This window comes from Clostridium collagenovorans DSM 3089 (assembly GCF_900130005.1).
GTDB classification, from domain to species: Bacteria; Bacillota; Clostridia; order Clostridiales; family Clostridiaceae; genus Clostridium_D; species Clostridium_D collagenovorans.
The window spans coordinates 868,630-884,203 of sequence record NZ_FQXP01000003.1; the positions used below are offsets into that span (position 1 = coordinate 868,630).

General features: G+C 28.7%; 11 protein-coding genes. 1 reads left to right on the top strand and 10 read right to left on the bottom strand.

The window, feature by feature from the left end; translation table 11 throughout:
- Positions 1-55: 55 nt before the first annotated feature.
- From BUA48_RS04100 to BUA48_RS04130, 7 genes are all read right to left on the bottom strand, one after another.
- Positions 56-805, bottom strand: coding sequence for a Tim44 domain-containing protein (locus BUA48_RS04100; RefSeq protein WP_072830342.1), 750 nt, complete (start codon positions 803-805; stop codon positions 56-58).
- Between the two features lie 92 nt (positions 806-897).
- Positions 898-1,455: an NUDIX hydrolase gene (locus BUA48_RS04105; protein ID WP_072830343.1), complete on the bottom strand. Its 558-nt coding sequence runs from the start codon at positions 1,453-1,455 to the stop codon at positions 898-900.
- Between the two features lie 210 nt (positions 1,456-1,665).
- Positions 1,666-2,334 (bottom strand): ABC transporter ATP-binding protein, encoded by a 669-nt coding sequence (locus BUA48_RS04110; RefSeq protein ID WP_072830345.1) that lies wholly within the window; start codon positions 2,332-2,334, stop codon positions 1,666-1,668.
- Complete coding sequence (locus BUA48_RS04115) at positions 2,334-3,089, bottom strand: ABC transporter permease (RefSeq protein WP_072830347.1); 756 nt, start codon at positions 3,087-3,089, stop codon at positions 2,334-2,336. The genes BUA48_RS04110 and BUA48_RS04115 overlap by 1 nt, the downstream gene beginning before the upstream one ends.
- Positions 3,064-4,059, bottom strand: a complete 996-nt coding sequence (locus BUA48_RS04120) for an ABC transporter substrate-binding protein (protein WP_072830349.1) — start codon at positions 4,057-4,059, stop codon at positions 3,064-3,066. The genes BUA48_RS04115 and BUA48_RS04120 overlap by 26 nt, the downstream gene beginning before the upstream one ends.
- A 320-nt stretch (positions 4,060-4,379) precedes the next feature.
- Positions 4,380-5,021: a YidC/Oxa1 family membrane protein insertase gene (locus BUA48_RS04125; RefSeq protein WP_072830351.1), complete on the bottom strand. Its 642-nt coding sequence runs from the start codon at positions 5,019-5,021 to the stop codon at positions 4,380-4,382.
- A 44-nt stretch (positions 5,022-5,065) separates the two neighbouring features.
- Positions 5,066-5,293 (bottom strand): hypothetical protein, encoded by a 228-nt coding sequence (locus tag BUA48_RS04130; protein WP_072830353.1) that lies wholly within the window; start codon positions 5,291-5,293, stop codon positions 5,066-5,068.
- A 394-nt stretch (positions 5,294-5,687) separates the two neighbouring features.
- Between BUA48_RS04130 and BUA48_RS04135 the strand changes: the two genes are divergently transcribed.
- The gene (locus tag BUA48_RS04135; RefSeq protein ID WP_072830354.1) at positions 5,688-8,354 is read left to right on the top strand and encodes a cation-translocating P-type ATPase; all 2,667 of its coding nucleotides are present in this window, start codon (positions 5,688-5,690) and stop codon (positions 8,352-8,354) included.
- 194 nt (positions 8,355-8,548) lie between these two features.
- On the opposite strand, the gene BUA48_RS04140 is transcribed toward BUA48_RS04135, so the two are convergent.
- The 3 genes from BUA48_RS04140 to BUA48_RS15905 all read right to left on the bottom strand — a co-directional run bounded on the left by BUA48_RS04140 (position 8,549) and on the right by BUA48_RS15905 (position 15,299).
- Positions 8,549-9,778 (bottom strand): ion channel, encoded by a 1,230-nt coding sequence (locus BUA48_RS04140; protein ID WP_072830356.1) that lies wholly within the window; start codon positions 9,776-9,778, stop codon positions 8,549-8,551.
- Between the two features lie 176 nt (positions 9,779-9,954).
- On the bottom strand, positions 9,955-10,641 hold the full coding sequence (locus BUA48_RS04145) for a PHP domain-containing protein (RefSeq protein ID WP_072830358.1): 687 nt from the start codon (positions 10,639-10,641) through the stop codon (positions 9,955-9,957).
- A gap of 77 nt (positions 10,642-10,718) precedes the next feature.
- On the bottom strand, positions 10,719-15,299 hold the full coding sequence (locus BUA48_RS15905) for a S8 family serine peptidase (protein ID WP_072830360.1): 4,581 nt from the start codon (positions 15,297-15,299) through the stop codon (positions 10,719-10,721).
- Positions 15,300-15,574: the final 275 nt, after the last annotated feature.

The window sequence follows — 15,574 nt, forward strand, 5'->3', positions numbered from 1 at the left end:
CCTAAATTAAAACGTATTTTAGATTTGTTTCCAAATATACACATATAAGTTTTTATCACAATTTAATATTTTTAAAAGCGTGCTCTTTAATTTCATCAGTCTGTAGTATTTCATCTAATATCCAAGTATCAGAATTCCTTATAAATTTCCAATATTCTTGAAATATGCCTGTTGTATTTCCATTTCTTTTTATTTTTCCTTGTACATTATCTATATCATAGTCCTTCATTGAAGCCTTAATAAGAAACCAAATACTATCACCTACATCATCCTTACAGTCAGTAACTGATATTGGCTCTATTTTTAAAAGTCTGATGTCATCTATAAAATTTGCCTTTCCCATCAGTGTCATGAACCTCAATGAATCATTATGTCTATAATATATCTTATTGCTTATGCAGTCTCTTGCCATGTCCATATTTTGCATTTGCCAAGCCTCTTGCACTCTATAAAACACTTCTGCTACTCGCCCTTCTATCTCATCATAATCCCAATCCTTATCTTCATTGCTTAGCTCTTCTATAAATTCCTTTCCTTCTTCTGCTCTCCTTTTCATATTAACTCTATAAAGCAAGCCTGGAACGGCAATTGCAACCATTATAACTATAAAAAGTTTTATTTGTTCTGGAGAGCCAAGCTGCCCTCTTCTCCTTAAAGAACTGTATCTTCTTGAAGATGAACTACTTCCACCACCTCCACCACCTCCACCACCGCCGCCTGCTCTTGCAAGAACCAATGGGGAACTTTGAACTAAAAGACATATTGAAACCGCTAATATTGTAAGTAACTTTCTACATTTTTTCATTTCACTAAATACCTCTACATAAATTAATTACTCAATTTCCATTCTTCTTTATGTTATTTTAGTAAAATATTTTCTAAGTTTTATATTATTGTTTATAACTTATTTATTTTATCTATTAGTTTTTTGTATACTTCCTGCATGTGTGGCTCTGTACTACTACTTATGACTTCATTGATAGGAATCCATTTTACCCCACTATTTTCATCCTCTTTTACTTTAAGAGTTTCTTTTTCCTCAGCTTGCAATAAAAAAGTAACTGATAAGTGTAAATGTGCTGATACATATTTACCTCTTTTCATGTGTCCCACAACAGGTAATACCTCTATAGAGAATATATTTTTTATAATAGGCTCCACCTTTGTTACACCTGTTTCTTCCTTAGCTTCTCTTATTGCAACTGCAAGTAAATCTTCTTCTTCATCAGCATGTCCACCAACCCATGACCATGAATTATATATATTATGATAAACCATTAAAACTTTATCTCTATCCTTATTTACTATAAAAGCTGAACTAGTTACATGGGCAATTTCATTTTGTCTACTTAAAATGTCTTTGAAATTCTCTATGAAATATATTAGTCTTTCTTTATCCTTCAGTTCTTGATTATTGAGAGGCTTATATGATTTTATTTCTTCTATCCAACTCATATTATCTCCTTTTACTAAAATAAAGTTCTTTAAACATCTTAACTTTTAGTTTTTAAGTTATACATCTTTATTTTACTTCCTTTTTTATAAAATATCAATTTACATAGTTATTATAATAAAAAAGAGACTATTTTAATTTTAAAAAATCTTATTTTAGTTTACTATGACCTAAAATAAGATTTTATAATTAATCTAGTCTCTTAACTATTACTATATAAGTTTTATTATATTTTCTCTATTATCATATAAGTTTTCCTTAAAAACACCTTTTATTTTAACTGGTGATTCCCCTAAAACATAAATGTTATCATTAAAAAATATGGCCTCATCTACATCATGAGTTACAAAAATTACTGTTCTATTCTCATTTTTTAATAAGGTCTTAAAGCAATTCATTATGCTTATTTTATTTTTAATATCTATGGACTTAAAGGGCTCATCCATTATTATTACCTTGGAAGGTTTTGCAAAGGCCCTTGCTATGTTTATTCTTTGTCGCATTCCACCACTTAAACTTTGAGGATATTGATTTTCATAATTATCCATATCAACTTTTTTTAAAAGTTCTTTCAACTCATAGTTTACTTGCTCTTTCTCATAAAAGTTCTTTAATATAAGTGATAAGTTTTCACCCACTGTAAGCCAATCTATTAACCTATCCTCCTGAAATATGTAACTTATATCCTGCTTATCTATGCCTATAATTTCTCCACTATCTTTTTCTACTAGACTTGCAATAATATTAAGCAGCGTACTTTTACCACAACCAGACTTTCCTATTATAGAATTCACTTTATTACTTTTAAAGCTTATATTGAAATTTTTAAATATAAGGTTTTTTCCATAACTTTTATTTAACTCACATATCTTTATATCCATTAATTTTTCCACCTAAATGCTCTTTTCTCTATAATTTTTTGAAGTTTGTCTAATAAAAATGATATAAAAGCTATTATTATTATCCATGCAAAAATACCTGAAGTATTAAAATTTATTTTTTCCAACTGAATAACAGTGCCCATACCATAGGTTGGTTGTCCATAAACCTCCCCTGCTACTACTACCTTTAAAGCTAAAGAAAAGGTTGAAAGCATTATTCCTACTATTTGAAACTTAATTGCTGGAAAATACACCTTTAATATTTTATCCTTAATATTAAAATTATAGATTTGCGTCATTTGTAGCAGTTTCTTATCTAAATTTAAAATTGCACTTACAACAGCATCATAAAATATAGGAAACACTATGGCGAAGCCTACTATAAATGGTGTATCATTTTTATTAAACCATATTATAGCTAAAACTACTAATATCATAGTTGGTATAGACATAACTAGAGAATTTATTGGTTTTAAAAAATTCCTAAAGAAATTACTAAAGGAAGCTAAGACTCCTAATAAAATAGCCATGATTAGCGCTACTATAAAACTCAGTACAGCTCTGCTCATTGAACTATATATATGAAAAATAAACTTTTCATCTGTAATTGTATATTTTATACTCTTACCCACCTCTCCCAAGGTGGGTAAGTATATATTGTTATTTATGCTTAAGGCTATTACTTCCCATAAAACAAGCAAAATTATAATTGATAAAAATACCTGAAATTTATCTTTCCATAAATATTCCTTCATCAGGTAAAGCTCCTCCTACAGAACTAGGGTCAATCTCTAACAACTTTTTATAATAATTTTTATAATCATCCTTTGAGTCTTTTATATCTACAAATCCTATATTAGCTCTTTCCATTGCCTTAGGTATCATAACCTTGTCTGTAGATACACCTATTTCTTCACTGTAATTTCCTAATTCCTCTTTATTTTCATTAGCCCATTTAGTACCATTAGCAACTTCCTTTAAAAAGTCATTTATAAACTTCTTATTCTCATCTAAAAAGCTCTTTTTAACAATAATAGTGGATTGAGGGTAACCGTTTTTAGAATTATTTAATTCTTTCCACTCATCATTTAAATTCTTAACTATCTTTACCTCTGGCTTTTTAGTCATTAATGCACTTAATGCTGGTTCTGGCACTACAGCTATCTTTTCTTTCCCAGCTACTATAGTAGGTACTAATTCTGAAGCTGCATTTAAATAATTAAAGGTAACATCTTTATCAGCTTCTAAGCCTCTTTCCTTAAATATACTCTTTGTTATTATATCTGGAGTAAGACCTCTTCCTATATTTGCTATAGTTTTTCCATTTAAATCCTCATAATCCTTTATTTCCTCTGTTGAAACTAAGTATAAAGAACCAAAGCCTACAGTTCCTGCAATCTCATAATTCTTAGTTTTATTATAAGCTATAGCTGCCATATTAGAAGGTACTACAGCTATGTCGGCTTCTTCCTTCATAACAGCAGTTGAAAGATTTTCAGGTGTCTTCTCAATACTGTACTCTACTTTATAATTTTTCCCTATTTCAGGTTTTTCTTTAACTAGCTTTGCCATTGCTATTGAAGGCAAACCATCTGGCATAACTACCTTAACAGACTTTTCTTCCTTATTTTCTTCCTTTGCTGTCTTATTGGATCCACATCCTAATAAAAGTCCTGTAGACATAACTCCTACGATTATTAATGACGTAATTCTCTTAAAATTCATTGAATTTCCTCCCCAATTTTTATGTAAGTCATAATCAAGATTACTTCTTTTGTTGTAAAATCTACATTATTACTTTATTATTTTATCTTGCATGTATATTATACTACCTTAATTGTAAAATGTTAAATATTAATAGTAATTAGAAAAATTTTATAGCTATATTATATTTTCCTTGCTAATATTTGGTATATAAAATTACTTAGAGGTGATTTATGTAATATATGTTCTTCCTAATAAAAAAACCTATAGAATAGACTTCTTTTATTTCGTCTACTCTACAGGTTATATCTCAAGAAAATTCTCTCAACAAATCTTTTATATTAAGCTGCAACTTTATTTTTAGAATAAATTCTATACCCAATTTCCTCTATTAAAGAAAATAAACTACTACTTATAAAGTATAACCCTAAAGCAACGGGAGTTTTCATTGTAAACATTAGACCTATAAATATAGTTGAAATCATATTGGCTTTATTTAAAGCAGCTTTACCCTTTACATTAAAGTAAGGTATATATGAAATTAGATTTGGTGCTAACATAGTTAACACATATATTATAGGTACTATAAAATAATTATCGTGAAGGCCTAAGGAACTTACCCAAGGTATTAAAATACTTCCTGAAGATATATTGAGATTTGAAAATACATTGAATAAAGCGTATATAATTGGCAGTTGAATAAACATACCTAAGCATCCACTTAAATTCTTCATACTTTCCTTGCTATATTCCTGAAGCCTCTTATCAAGTTCCCTTGAATTATTTTTATACTTTGCTTTTATTTTTTCAATTTCCATCGGTGCTTGTTGTTGCTTCTCTATGGATTTTTTTTGTTTCAATGATAAAGGTAATAAGCATATTTTTATTACTAAAGTAAGTATAACTATTGCAATTCCTAAATCTCCTGTAAAACTAATTAAGATATCTAATATTCCTTTTAATATATTTATAATGATGTCCATCTTATTCTCTCCTTATTTTTAAAATATCTAAACATCATTATAAATTAAAATAAACTACAGTATCTCCAAATATCATACTTAAAATAACTAAAGCACTGTCTAGGGGTTAGCTTCTCTAAATAAGCATAATTTTTAAATTCTACTTCTACAAAAATACCTAGCTTTACTCTTAATATATTTTCTTTTAAAAAATATGATATATATATCAAAAATGCGCTTGTAAATGTAATAAGCATGAACATTTGTATTAAACTAAGCATATCTATTTTCATAACTAACCTCCTTTACATAAATTTTAATTTTATCTCATTATATAGTAAGACATTTCCTTAGTCAACAAAATTAATGCTCTACTACTTTTGTCAAAAATTTCTTTGTAAAAAGTATTATTTTGCCTAAAATATTTATTGACAATTATTCAACTTAAGTATATCATAATATTAAATTCAATATTGCTTTCCATATTAAAAGGGAGTAGTTTTAAGTATAATATCAACATCGCGGTTAACTTATGTTGCCTGGTATTATACACCATGAACATATAATGGTTACAAGACTTTTAATATAATCTTAGTAAGATCCTGAGGTTATATTAAAGGTCTTGTTTTTTTTATACCTCACCTTCTTACTAAAGTGCAAAATTATATTAAAGAAGGAGATTTTATTATGAAAAATGCTTATGCAAGGTCAAAGGAAGAGTTATTTAAGGACTTAAATGTAACTTCCAGTGGACTAACTCAAAAGGAGGTACAAGAAAGACATACTAAGTACGGATTAAACGAACTTACGGAAGGTAAGAAAAAGAGTATTGCTCAAGTGTTTTTAGAGCAGTTTAAGGACATGCTAGTAATTATACTAATGATAGCAGCTATAGTTTCAATGTTTCTTGATAATGTAGAAAGTGCTCTTGTTATTTTCGTAGTTATAACACTTAACGCTATCTTAGGTACTGTTCAACATGTTAAAGCTGAACAATCTCTTAATAGTTTAAAAGCTCTTGCTTCACCAATGGCAAAGGTCTTAAGAGATAATAAAAAATTAGAAATTCCATCAAAAGAAGTAGTAGTTGGAGATATCTTATTCTTAGAAGCTGGTGACTTCGTTAGTGCTGATGGTAGAATAATTGAAAACTTTAGTCTTGGTGTAAATGAAAGTTCTTTAACAGGTGAATCAGAAAGCATACTAAAAACAAGTGATGTTATAGAAAAAGAGAATATTCCTGTTGGAGATAGAACAAATATGGCCTTCTCTGGAAGTCTCGTTACTTCTGGTAGAGCTACAATGTTAGTTACAAATATAGGTATGGATACAGAACTTGGAAAGGTTGCTGACTTATTAAATAATACTAAGGAAAAGAAAACACCTCTTCAAGTTAACTTAGATAAATTCGGTAAAAATCTTGCTATTATAATTTTAGCTATTTGTGCTTTAGTTTTTGTAGTTAATATATCAAGAGGACAAGCTTTAATTGATTCCTTTATGTTTGCTGTGGCTTTAGCTGTTGCTGCAATACCTGAAGCTTTAAGCTCAATAGTAACCATAGTACTTTCTCTTGGAACTCAAAAAATGGCAAAAGAAAATGCCATTATAAGAAAGTTAGCTGCTGTTGAAGGTTTAGGTAGTGTATCTATAATATGTTCAGATAAAACTGGAACTTTAACTCAAAATAAAATGACTGTACAAAAATTATATGTTGATAATAGAGTTTTAAATTCAAATGAGTTAGATTTAAATAACTCTCTTGAAAATGATTTATTATCAATGGGTCTATTATGTAGCGATGCTGTTACAACAGATGGTAAAGAAATAGGCGATCCAACTGAGGTAGCTTTAGTAAATTTAGGAGGCTTATATAATATTGATGAACTTGATATTAGAAAAGATCATCCTAGATTAAATGAACTTCCTTTTGATTCTGATAGAAAATTAATGAGTGTAGTTTATAACTCAAATAATAAAAATATAATGGTAACTAAGGGTGCAGTAGATGTTCTTCTTAATAGAACAGTAAATATAGAAACTTCAAAGGGTATACGTAAAATATCTAAGGATGATATAAATAAAATTGAAAATATAAATAAAGACTTTTCAAAAACTGGGCTTAGGGTTTTAGCCTTTGCTTATAAAAATATAGATAATGCAGATACTCTTTCTTTAGAGGATGAAACTGATTTTACCTTCCTTGGACTTATATCCATGATGGATCCTCCTAGAGTAGAATCTGCACAGGCTGTAGAACAGTGTATAAAAGCTGGAATAAAACCAATAATGATAACTGGTGACCATAAAATAACAGCGGCTGCCATAGCTAAACAAATTGGTATATTAAAAAATGAAGAGGAAGCAGTTGAAGGTGCTTTCTTAGACAATTTTAACGATGAAGAACTTAAGGATGTAGTTGAAAACTATTCCGTTTATGCAAGGGTATCCCCAGAGCATAAAATAAGAATTGTTAGAGCATGGCAAGAAAAAGGTAATGTAGTTGCTATGACTGGTGACGGTGTAAACGATGCTCCAGCATTAAAGCAAGCTGATATAGGTGTTGCAATGGGAATAACAGGTTCTGAAGTAGCTAAAGATGCTTCTTCTATGATTTTAACCGATGATAACTTTGCTACTATAGTTAAATCTGTTTCAAATGGTAGAAACATTTATACTAATATAAAGAACTCCATAAAATTCCTACTTTCAGGTAATACTGCTGGAATTCTATCTGTATTATATGCGTCATTACTAGCATTACCAGTACCTTTTGCCGCAGTACACTTATTATTTATAAACCTTCTTACTGATAGCTTACCTGCTATTGCTTTAGGAATGGAACCTCATAATAATAATGTTATGAAAGAAAAACCAAGAAAAATGAATGCTTCAATATTAAGCAAAGACTTTATAATTGAAATATTCTTTGAAGGTTTAGTAATTGCTGCTTGTACAATGGCTGCTTTCCATATAGGTATTAATGCTGGTGGGGAGCTTCTTGGAAGCACAATGGCCTTTGCTACACTTTGTTTATCAAGATTAGTTCATGGGTTTAACAGCAAAGCTAAATCTCATGTTTTAAGTAAAAAAGCATTATTTTCAAATAAATATTTATGGGGTGCTTTTGGACTAGGTTTCTTATTATTAAACCTTGTTTTATTAGTATCACCTCTACAAAGTATATTTGAAGTTGCACCTCTAAGTTCTGTACAACTTATGACTATATATGGCTTATCCTTTGTACCATTTGTAGTTATACAAGGTGCTAAACTTATAATAAGCAAACTTCCATCAAAGGTTGAAGAACCTGTAGAAGATGAAGAACCTGTAAAAGAATCTATAGCTTCTTAATAAAATATGTGGTTAAGTGCTAAATTATTTTAGTACTTAACCACTTTATTTTTATCTATTTATGCCATCTTCTATGTTCTATTTTTTCTTTCATAAAATATCTTTATTCTTCTTAATTATAATTTTCTCAATAACTCCCCTAATTTTTACTATGAATAATTTCTTTATTAAAATGATTTAATCTTAAATTTAATTTATCTAGATATTTTTCTTGCTAAAGTTGCAGTCCATATTCCTACCATAGTAACTCCTAAAAACATTTCTATACTACACATAAGAACGCTTAAATCAATTGGAGTAATATTTCCATATCCAACAGTAGTAAAAGTTACTATACTGAAATGAAAAGCTCTTGAAAAATCCTTTATTATTCCTATTAAAGTAATCTTACTTATGTAAGATATATTGTACTGTACTATTCCAGCACCATCCACCTTAAGCCCAGTAAACATATAAATAATAGCAAAAACGCACATAATAAGAATAGATGTAACTAAAGCATAGGTTGGTCTTTCACCATATCCAGAAATAGCCCAATATATACTAGAATTAAATCTTTCTATACCCTTCAAAGTCCTGTGTTCATTTATCTTATATAAATAATAATACTCCCCGTATCTGCTATATATATTATTTTCTTCAAATTTACTAGCTATAACTTTATATATCCTATATATATCCTCATAGTCACTTTCCTTTGTAACAGGCAATTCATCTAAAAAAGTATCCTCATCAAATTTACTTTTTCCTTTATCATCAAACTCCATATCCTTAATTGAGGTTGAAATTATTCTAACTGCTCTGAAATCACAATCTGAAAACTTAATTTTACTTATCAAAGCCTTATTTATAACAGAATATTTTAAATTGCAATTTATAAATTCGCAGTCTAAAATTAATAAATTTTCTAAAATCATAGCTTCCATATTACAGTTATTAAATATACAATTGCTCAAATTAGATTTTTCATCAAATTGTGTATAAAATATATGTACTTCCTTTTCTCTATTTTCTAAGGGGTCCAAGGCAAATTTACATCCATCAAAAATAACATTTTCAAAATAACACTTTTTAAACATACTTCCATAAAAAGAACAATTTATAAAATGTATATTTTTGAATATACATTTTATAAACAAATTTTTTTCTAATATCAAATCCTTAACTATTTCATATTTTTCTTGCTTCTCGCCTTGTACTTTCTGTAACTTACTTTCCTTTAAATAGGATCCAATAACTTCACAAAAATTCAGGTTATTTATTTTTTTTAATTCAGAACCGCTATCTTCTAGAAGCCTTAATTTCCTTATAGATTCATGCCCTTTACTTAACTCTTTATTTTTATTTATATTGTATTCTCTTTTCCTACATCCTATTTCTTTCAGTGATAATCTTCTTATTTTACTCAAAACATTTCTTTTCACTTAATCACCCTTATATAAGCAAATATATTTTCCTTATATAATTCTATTTATTAAAAGATTAAATAATTCATACTATTTATATTTTAATTTTATACAATTTTATTTTCATATATATAGATTAGAGCTATAGGTTAAATGTATGAATTGCTCCAACTCTAACCTATAGCTCCATTTATCTAATTATTTAATTTATCAATTAATTTCAAAACTTCCTCATGGTCTAAATAAACATCTCCTATTTTGCCATGACGCTTATCTTCTTTTTTCTCAGTATGGAAATCAGAGCCAGCAGTATATATTATACTTTTACTTTCACAATACTTTATAAACTCATTTGTTTCTTCCTCTGTATTTTTAAAATACTTGCCTTCTATTCCATCAAAATTAAACTTTAATACCTCATCCCTTATTTCTTTCTTTATTTTAATAGGATGCGCTAAAATAGCTTTTGCTCCAAAATATCTTAATATTTCTATAGCCGTCAAGACCGAAATTCTATTCTTCATATAATCTCTCTTAACAGTAAGATGCTTATCTAGTATTTTCTCTAATCTCTCAAAATCATGTTCTCTTATAGCTTTTAAACACTGTTGAAATTTACTGTTTTTATAATCTTCATTTTTAAAATATCCCAAAACATGTATTTTCTCACCTTTATATCTTGATGAAACTTCTACTCCTGGTATAATTTCAATTCCCAAATTTTGTGCAAAATCCTTTACCATTTCTAAAGCATCCATATTATTATGATCCGTTATAGAAATAATATTTAATCCTTTTTCCTTAGCCATCATGACAATTTCTTCTGGACTATGTTCTCCATCAGAACATGTTGTGTGTATATGAAAATCTCCTTTGTACATCACTCTTCTCCTATATATTAATATCAATATATATTATTCATCATTAGGCTTATTGTTTATATCTTTAAATAATTTAATTATTTTTTTCTTTTTTTATTGTTTAATGAAGCTCCTAAAATGATACTCATAGCTCCAATTATCATTCCTATGCTATTAACCTCAACCCCTGTTTTAGGTAGCTTATTACTACTTTCTACTTTGTCACTAGGTTTTGCTATATTATCACTTGCTGTACTATTAGTATCTTTTTTCTCTTCTTCTGTGGTGCTGTTTGGAGTTTCTATATTGCCCCCAGGTTTAACTGGGTTTTCTTCTGGTTTAGTTGGCTTATCTGTATTGTCTGGCTTATCTTCTGGTTTTGGCTCAATTATCTTATCTTCCTCAATAGTAAAGTTATATTCTTTTTCAGATATATTTCCAGCCTTATCTACAGCCTGTACTCTAATATTGTGCTTTCCAAGCTCTTCAATAATATCATCAAGATTCCATTCCACTCCATCAAGAAGTACTTTGGCAGTTTCAAAGTGTTTTAAATCAAATTCCGGCTTAAAACCTTTCTTATATACACCATTTTCTTCTAAATTAGTAGCCATTATTTCATCTGAAGTTTTATCAATAATAAAACTAGTGACTTTATTAATCTTTTCACCTAATTTATTTTCTGCAGTTATATCTAAAGTATATTTTCCTTCTTCACTTATAGGAGTTCCTATTTTATAATCCTTTCCATTTAGTTTACTAACTATAATAGCTTCTTTATCATTACATTGAACATTAGGAGTTACATCCTTATTATAATATTCTCCTTCTCCTACTCCATCTACTATAAGACTTAATTTTTCTCTCTCAACTATATTTACATTAAGCTTATATTCACATTTATTATTTAAATTATCTATAGCTTGTACTGATATTTTATCTCCATCCTTTAAATTATCTAACTCTACAGCAAACTCCTCTTTTTCTTCATTAACAAAGTTTTGAGTCAACACATTGTTTCCGTTTACAATAAGCTTATAAGGAGAAGTTTTATCATTAACATTTCCCTTTAAAACAAAAGAGTCTTTATCTATAATTATACTTCCTGCACCATTTTCATTTACTTTAATATCATTTAAACTTATCATTGGAGCTTCACTATCACAAAATACTCTTTTTACCAAATCAACTTTTACACTACCATCTAAGTCTTTCACATATACAGGTACTTTATTAATTCCTTCATTGAGATCTAAATCTATACTAAAATCCATCCAAACTGGATCTTCATGTACTCCTGTATATGTAACAGGTTTATTATTAAAGGTAAATGTGTCTACTGGACGACTTACATATCCCTTAATATTTAATTTAGGGTTATTGACCATCTTTTTAGACTTCATAAAATCTTCATCATTTATTTGTACAACTAATTCTGGTACATTTTCAGGTGTAAGACAAAAGCTCTTTGAACCTAAATTTTTAGCATTATCAAATACCCCAACAGCTATTATACTAATAGGATTAACTGAGTTTTCCTTTATAGGTTTTGTAGTGTATATGAACTCCTTATTTTTTTCATCAAAGGTAGCATTTCCATCTTTTTTACCATTAACAAATATAGGAGCTGACGTAGTATCTATTCCTGAAAACTCATCCTTAGCTTTAAATCTTATAGATACCGTTTTATTCTCCTTATCTTCTTCAAAATTCGTAACTTCAACTTCTGGTGAAGTTAAGTCTATCTTAACTGGTATTTCTTTATATTGAACTACAGGATTTTCACCCTCTGTAGAAAAACCTATTCTATAATAATATTGTCCTTCCTTAGCCACTTTAAATTCTCCAGTTAAGTCATCATAAAGATCTCCATTCCATTTAAGTTCAGGATAAAGAGTTGGATTATTTTTCTTTTCCGTACTTATTAAAGCTTTCTTTAAATTTTTCATTTCAGTAACTTTTCTAATAGGCTCTTTATTTTCATCTAATACTTCCACAACAGTACTTTTAGCATTTCTTAAGGCATATAAGCTAGGTACTATGTTATCATTATATCCATCATTATTAGGACTTATAGCTATATTATCTGGGTTTATAACATACTTGCTACTCTTTATTCTTCCTCCTAATAATTGTGCATCAGATGAGGTGTTGCCCGCCAATGAGAAAAACACATTTTCAAAAGTTCCTTTTAATAGTTTAAGATTTTCCTCTGCAAGTTTAACTATTAAATGTTTACTATCATCCCATACATTATTTGAAACTATTTCTTCTTTAGACCAATCTCCATAAAAGCCCATAAAAGGAACTGAGATATTAGGGTTGTTTTCACTTACGCAGTTGAACCTTATAAATCCCTCTAAGAATATTTCACGTGCTAAATCCTTTGATATTTTCAATGTGCACTTTACTTTAGAGCTTCCCTTTGCAGGAATAGTTATTCTATTTCTATCAAATTCAACTTTTGCATCCTTTTCTTCTAAAATTACATCTTCTAAGATTTCATTTTCCTTTTGGTTTGTTTCCTTTTGAGTTAAAACTCCTTGAGCAACCTCTGGAGCAAATATAATTTCTTTATCACTGTAATTCTTTAAATCTATTTCAAATTCCACTTTATTTTCATTAATTTCCTTAAGTGCAATAGCTGCTTCATTATTATATGTAGCAACCACATTATTCTCTATTGCTTTTTTAACTTGAAGTAAACCAGCCCCTTGATATCTTGGGGAATAAGGTATATTGTTTTTATCATATCTTATATCTGATGTATTTAAAGCTAGATTCTTAGATAAATCAACAAGTTCCTTTCCCCTAACATCTATATCTTTTCCCCTTAAGTATTCACTTATTAAGGCCATAGCACCTGAAACATGTGGAGCAGCCATGGATGTCCCACTTAAGTTTCCATACTTATTATCACCAAAGGTTGAGAATACCCCTCCCCCAGGTGCCACTATATCTGGTTTAAAATCCAAATTAGGAGCTGGACCCCAAGAACTGAAGGATGACATCTCTCCTTTGTTTTCATTGCCTTTAGCATAAATACATTCACTTGTATCTATAGTTAACTTATTTCCTTTTTTTATTTCAGATAAAATTGCTCTTCCACTACTATTTGGAATAAAGATAGCTGGAATTTTTATTCTTTCATCCCTTACCATATCAAGCAGTTCTTCATCTTTATCGTTGTATATTATTACTCCTTTTGCATCATTATTTTGTGCATTAAGTATTTTTTCAACAAAGGCATCCCCTCTACTTCTTGATATAAATGCTATTTTACCCTTAATATCTTTATTTTTAAATTGATCAACTTTATCATTTACAATTCCAGAGGCACAATCTACAAGTTGTAAACCATTCATGTAAGTAGGATCATATTGATGAGTTGCGCAATAGCTTTGTAGAAACTCTGAGTTATCTTCTTTTCTTATTTTAACTCCATTATTTACTATATAATTATTTTCAAAACTTCCAACCGTCAAAGACCCTTTAGCTAAATTAGGACTACTTAAGGTACCAATATCTTTTAACTTTCCTATATCAAAAGGTGCTGTAGAATAACTACTATTCCCTGCTGAGCCCACTACTATAATTCCTGAATTAATTACCTTCTCTATAGCAATTTGCTCTGGATCTTCTGAGTCTTGAAAACCTACAGGTACCCCTAGACTCATATTTACAACATCAGCACCTAAAGTTATAGAATCTTCTAAGGCTGCAATTACATCATCAGAATAAGCACCTTCACAATTTTCATTATTTGAAAAGACTTTCATGGCAAGGATTTGAGCCTCTGGTGCTACTCCCATAACTGCCTTTCCACTTTTTACTTCCTCTTCGCTTCCATTAGCACCAATTATGCCAGTTACATGTGTACCATGGTCTTTAACAACTGCCTTTTTATTTATAATCTCATTATTATCATCAGCATAGTTATATCCATAAGGTATTTTTTGTGAAAAATATGTATCTGCACTTTCATCACAATTTAATTCTTTCAAAGATTTTATATTTTCTATTTTTTCTTTGGAAAGCTTTCCTTCACTTTTAGGATTACTAAAATCTTTGTGATTATAATAGAATCCTGTATCAATTACAGCAACTACTGTTCCCTCTCCTTTCAATTTATACTCTTCATATACTTTGTTAATCTCTGTAATATTTTTAGCTTCATTAATAGCTGGTGTATACTCTTTAACTTGAGTTACTTTTTTTACACCTTCCACAGCTTCTAACTTCTCAATATTTTCTCTTTTAACTTCTAAACTAAATCCATTAATTACATTAGTGTAACTATGTATTATTCCCCCCTCTGCTATATCTTTAATTTTATTTTTTACCTTTTCTTGAGAATTTTCAACTTGTTCTACTGCATGCTTACTTACATCTTTTCCAGCAGAAATATCCATAGCTGTAGGACCATCAATCTCTACAATTACTCTAAGTATTTCTTCAGCATTATTTTTCTCATCTAACATTAAACTTAGTTCTTTCTTCTCTTCCTCACTAAAGACCTCCTTCATCATTTCCATTTTAGTTTCATATGAAGTATTCTCATACATCATGCTTTTTAATTCCTCGGCTTGTACACTTATACTAAAATTACTGTTAACAATAGTACCTACCATTAAAACCGACATAATCTTAGCAAGTATTTTTTTATTACCTATTTTCATACTATCCTCCCATTAAATATAAATTGTTTAATATTTTCCAATCAATCTTCATTATATTTAATAGGGATTTTTTAATCAAATATCCATATTTTTCTGAAGTTACTTCTATTTTTCGACTTGTTATTATATATTAATTTATTCTTTTCTTTTTTTATATCTGCTTAAAATGATATTTTATATATTATTTACATTAATAATATATTTAATTCATATTATTACATTTTTTTCATATTTTATTTTTATCAATTAATTACTATTATAAAATTCTATAAATT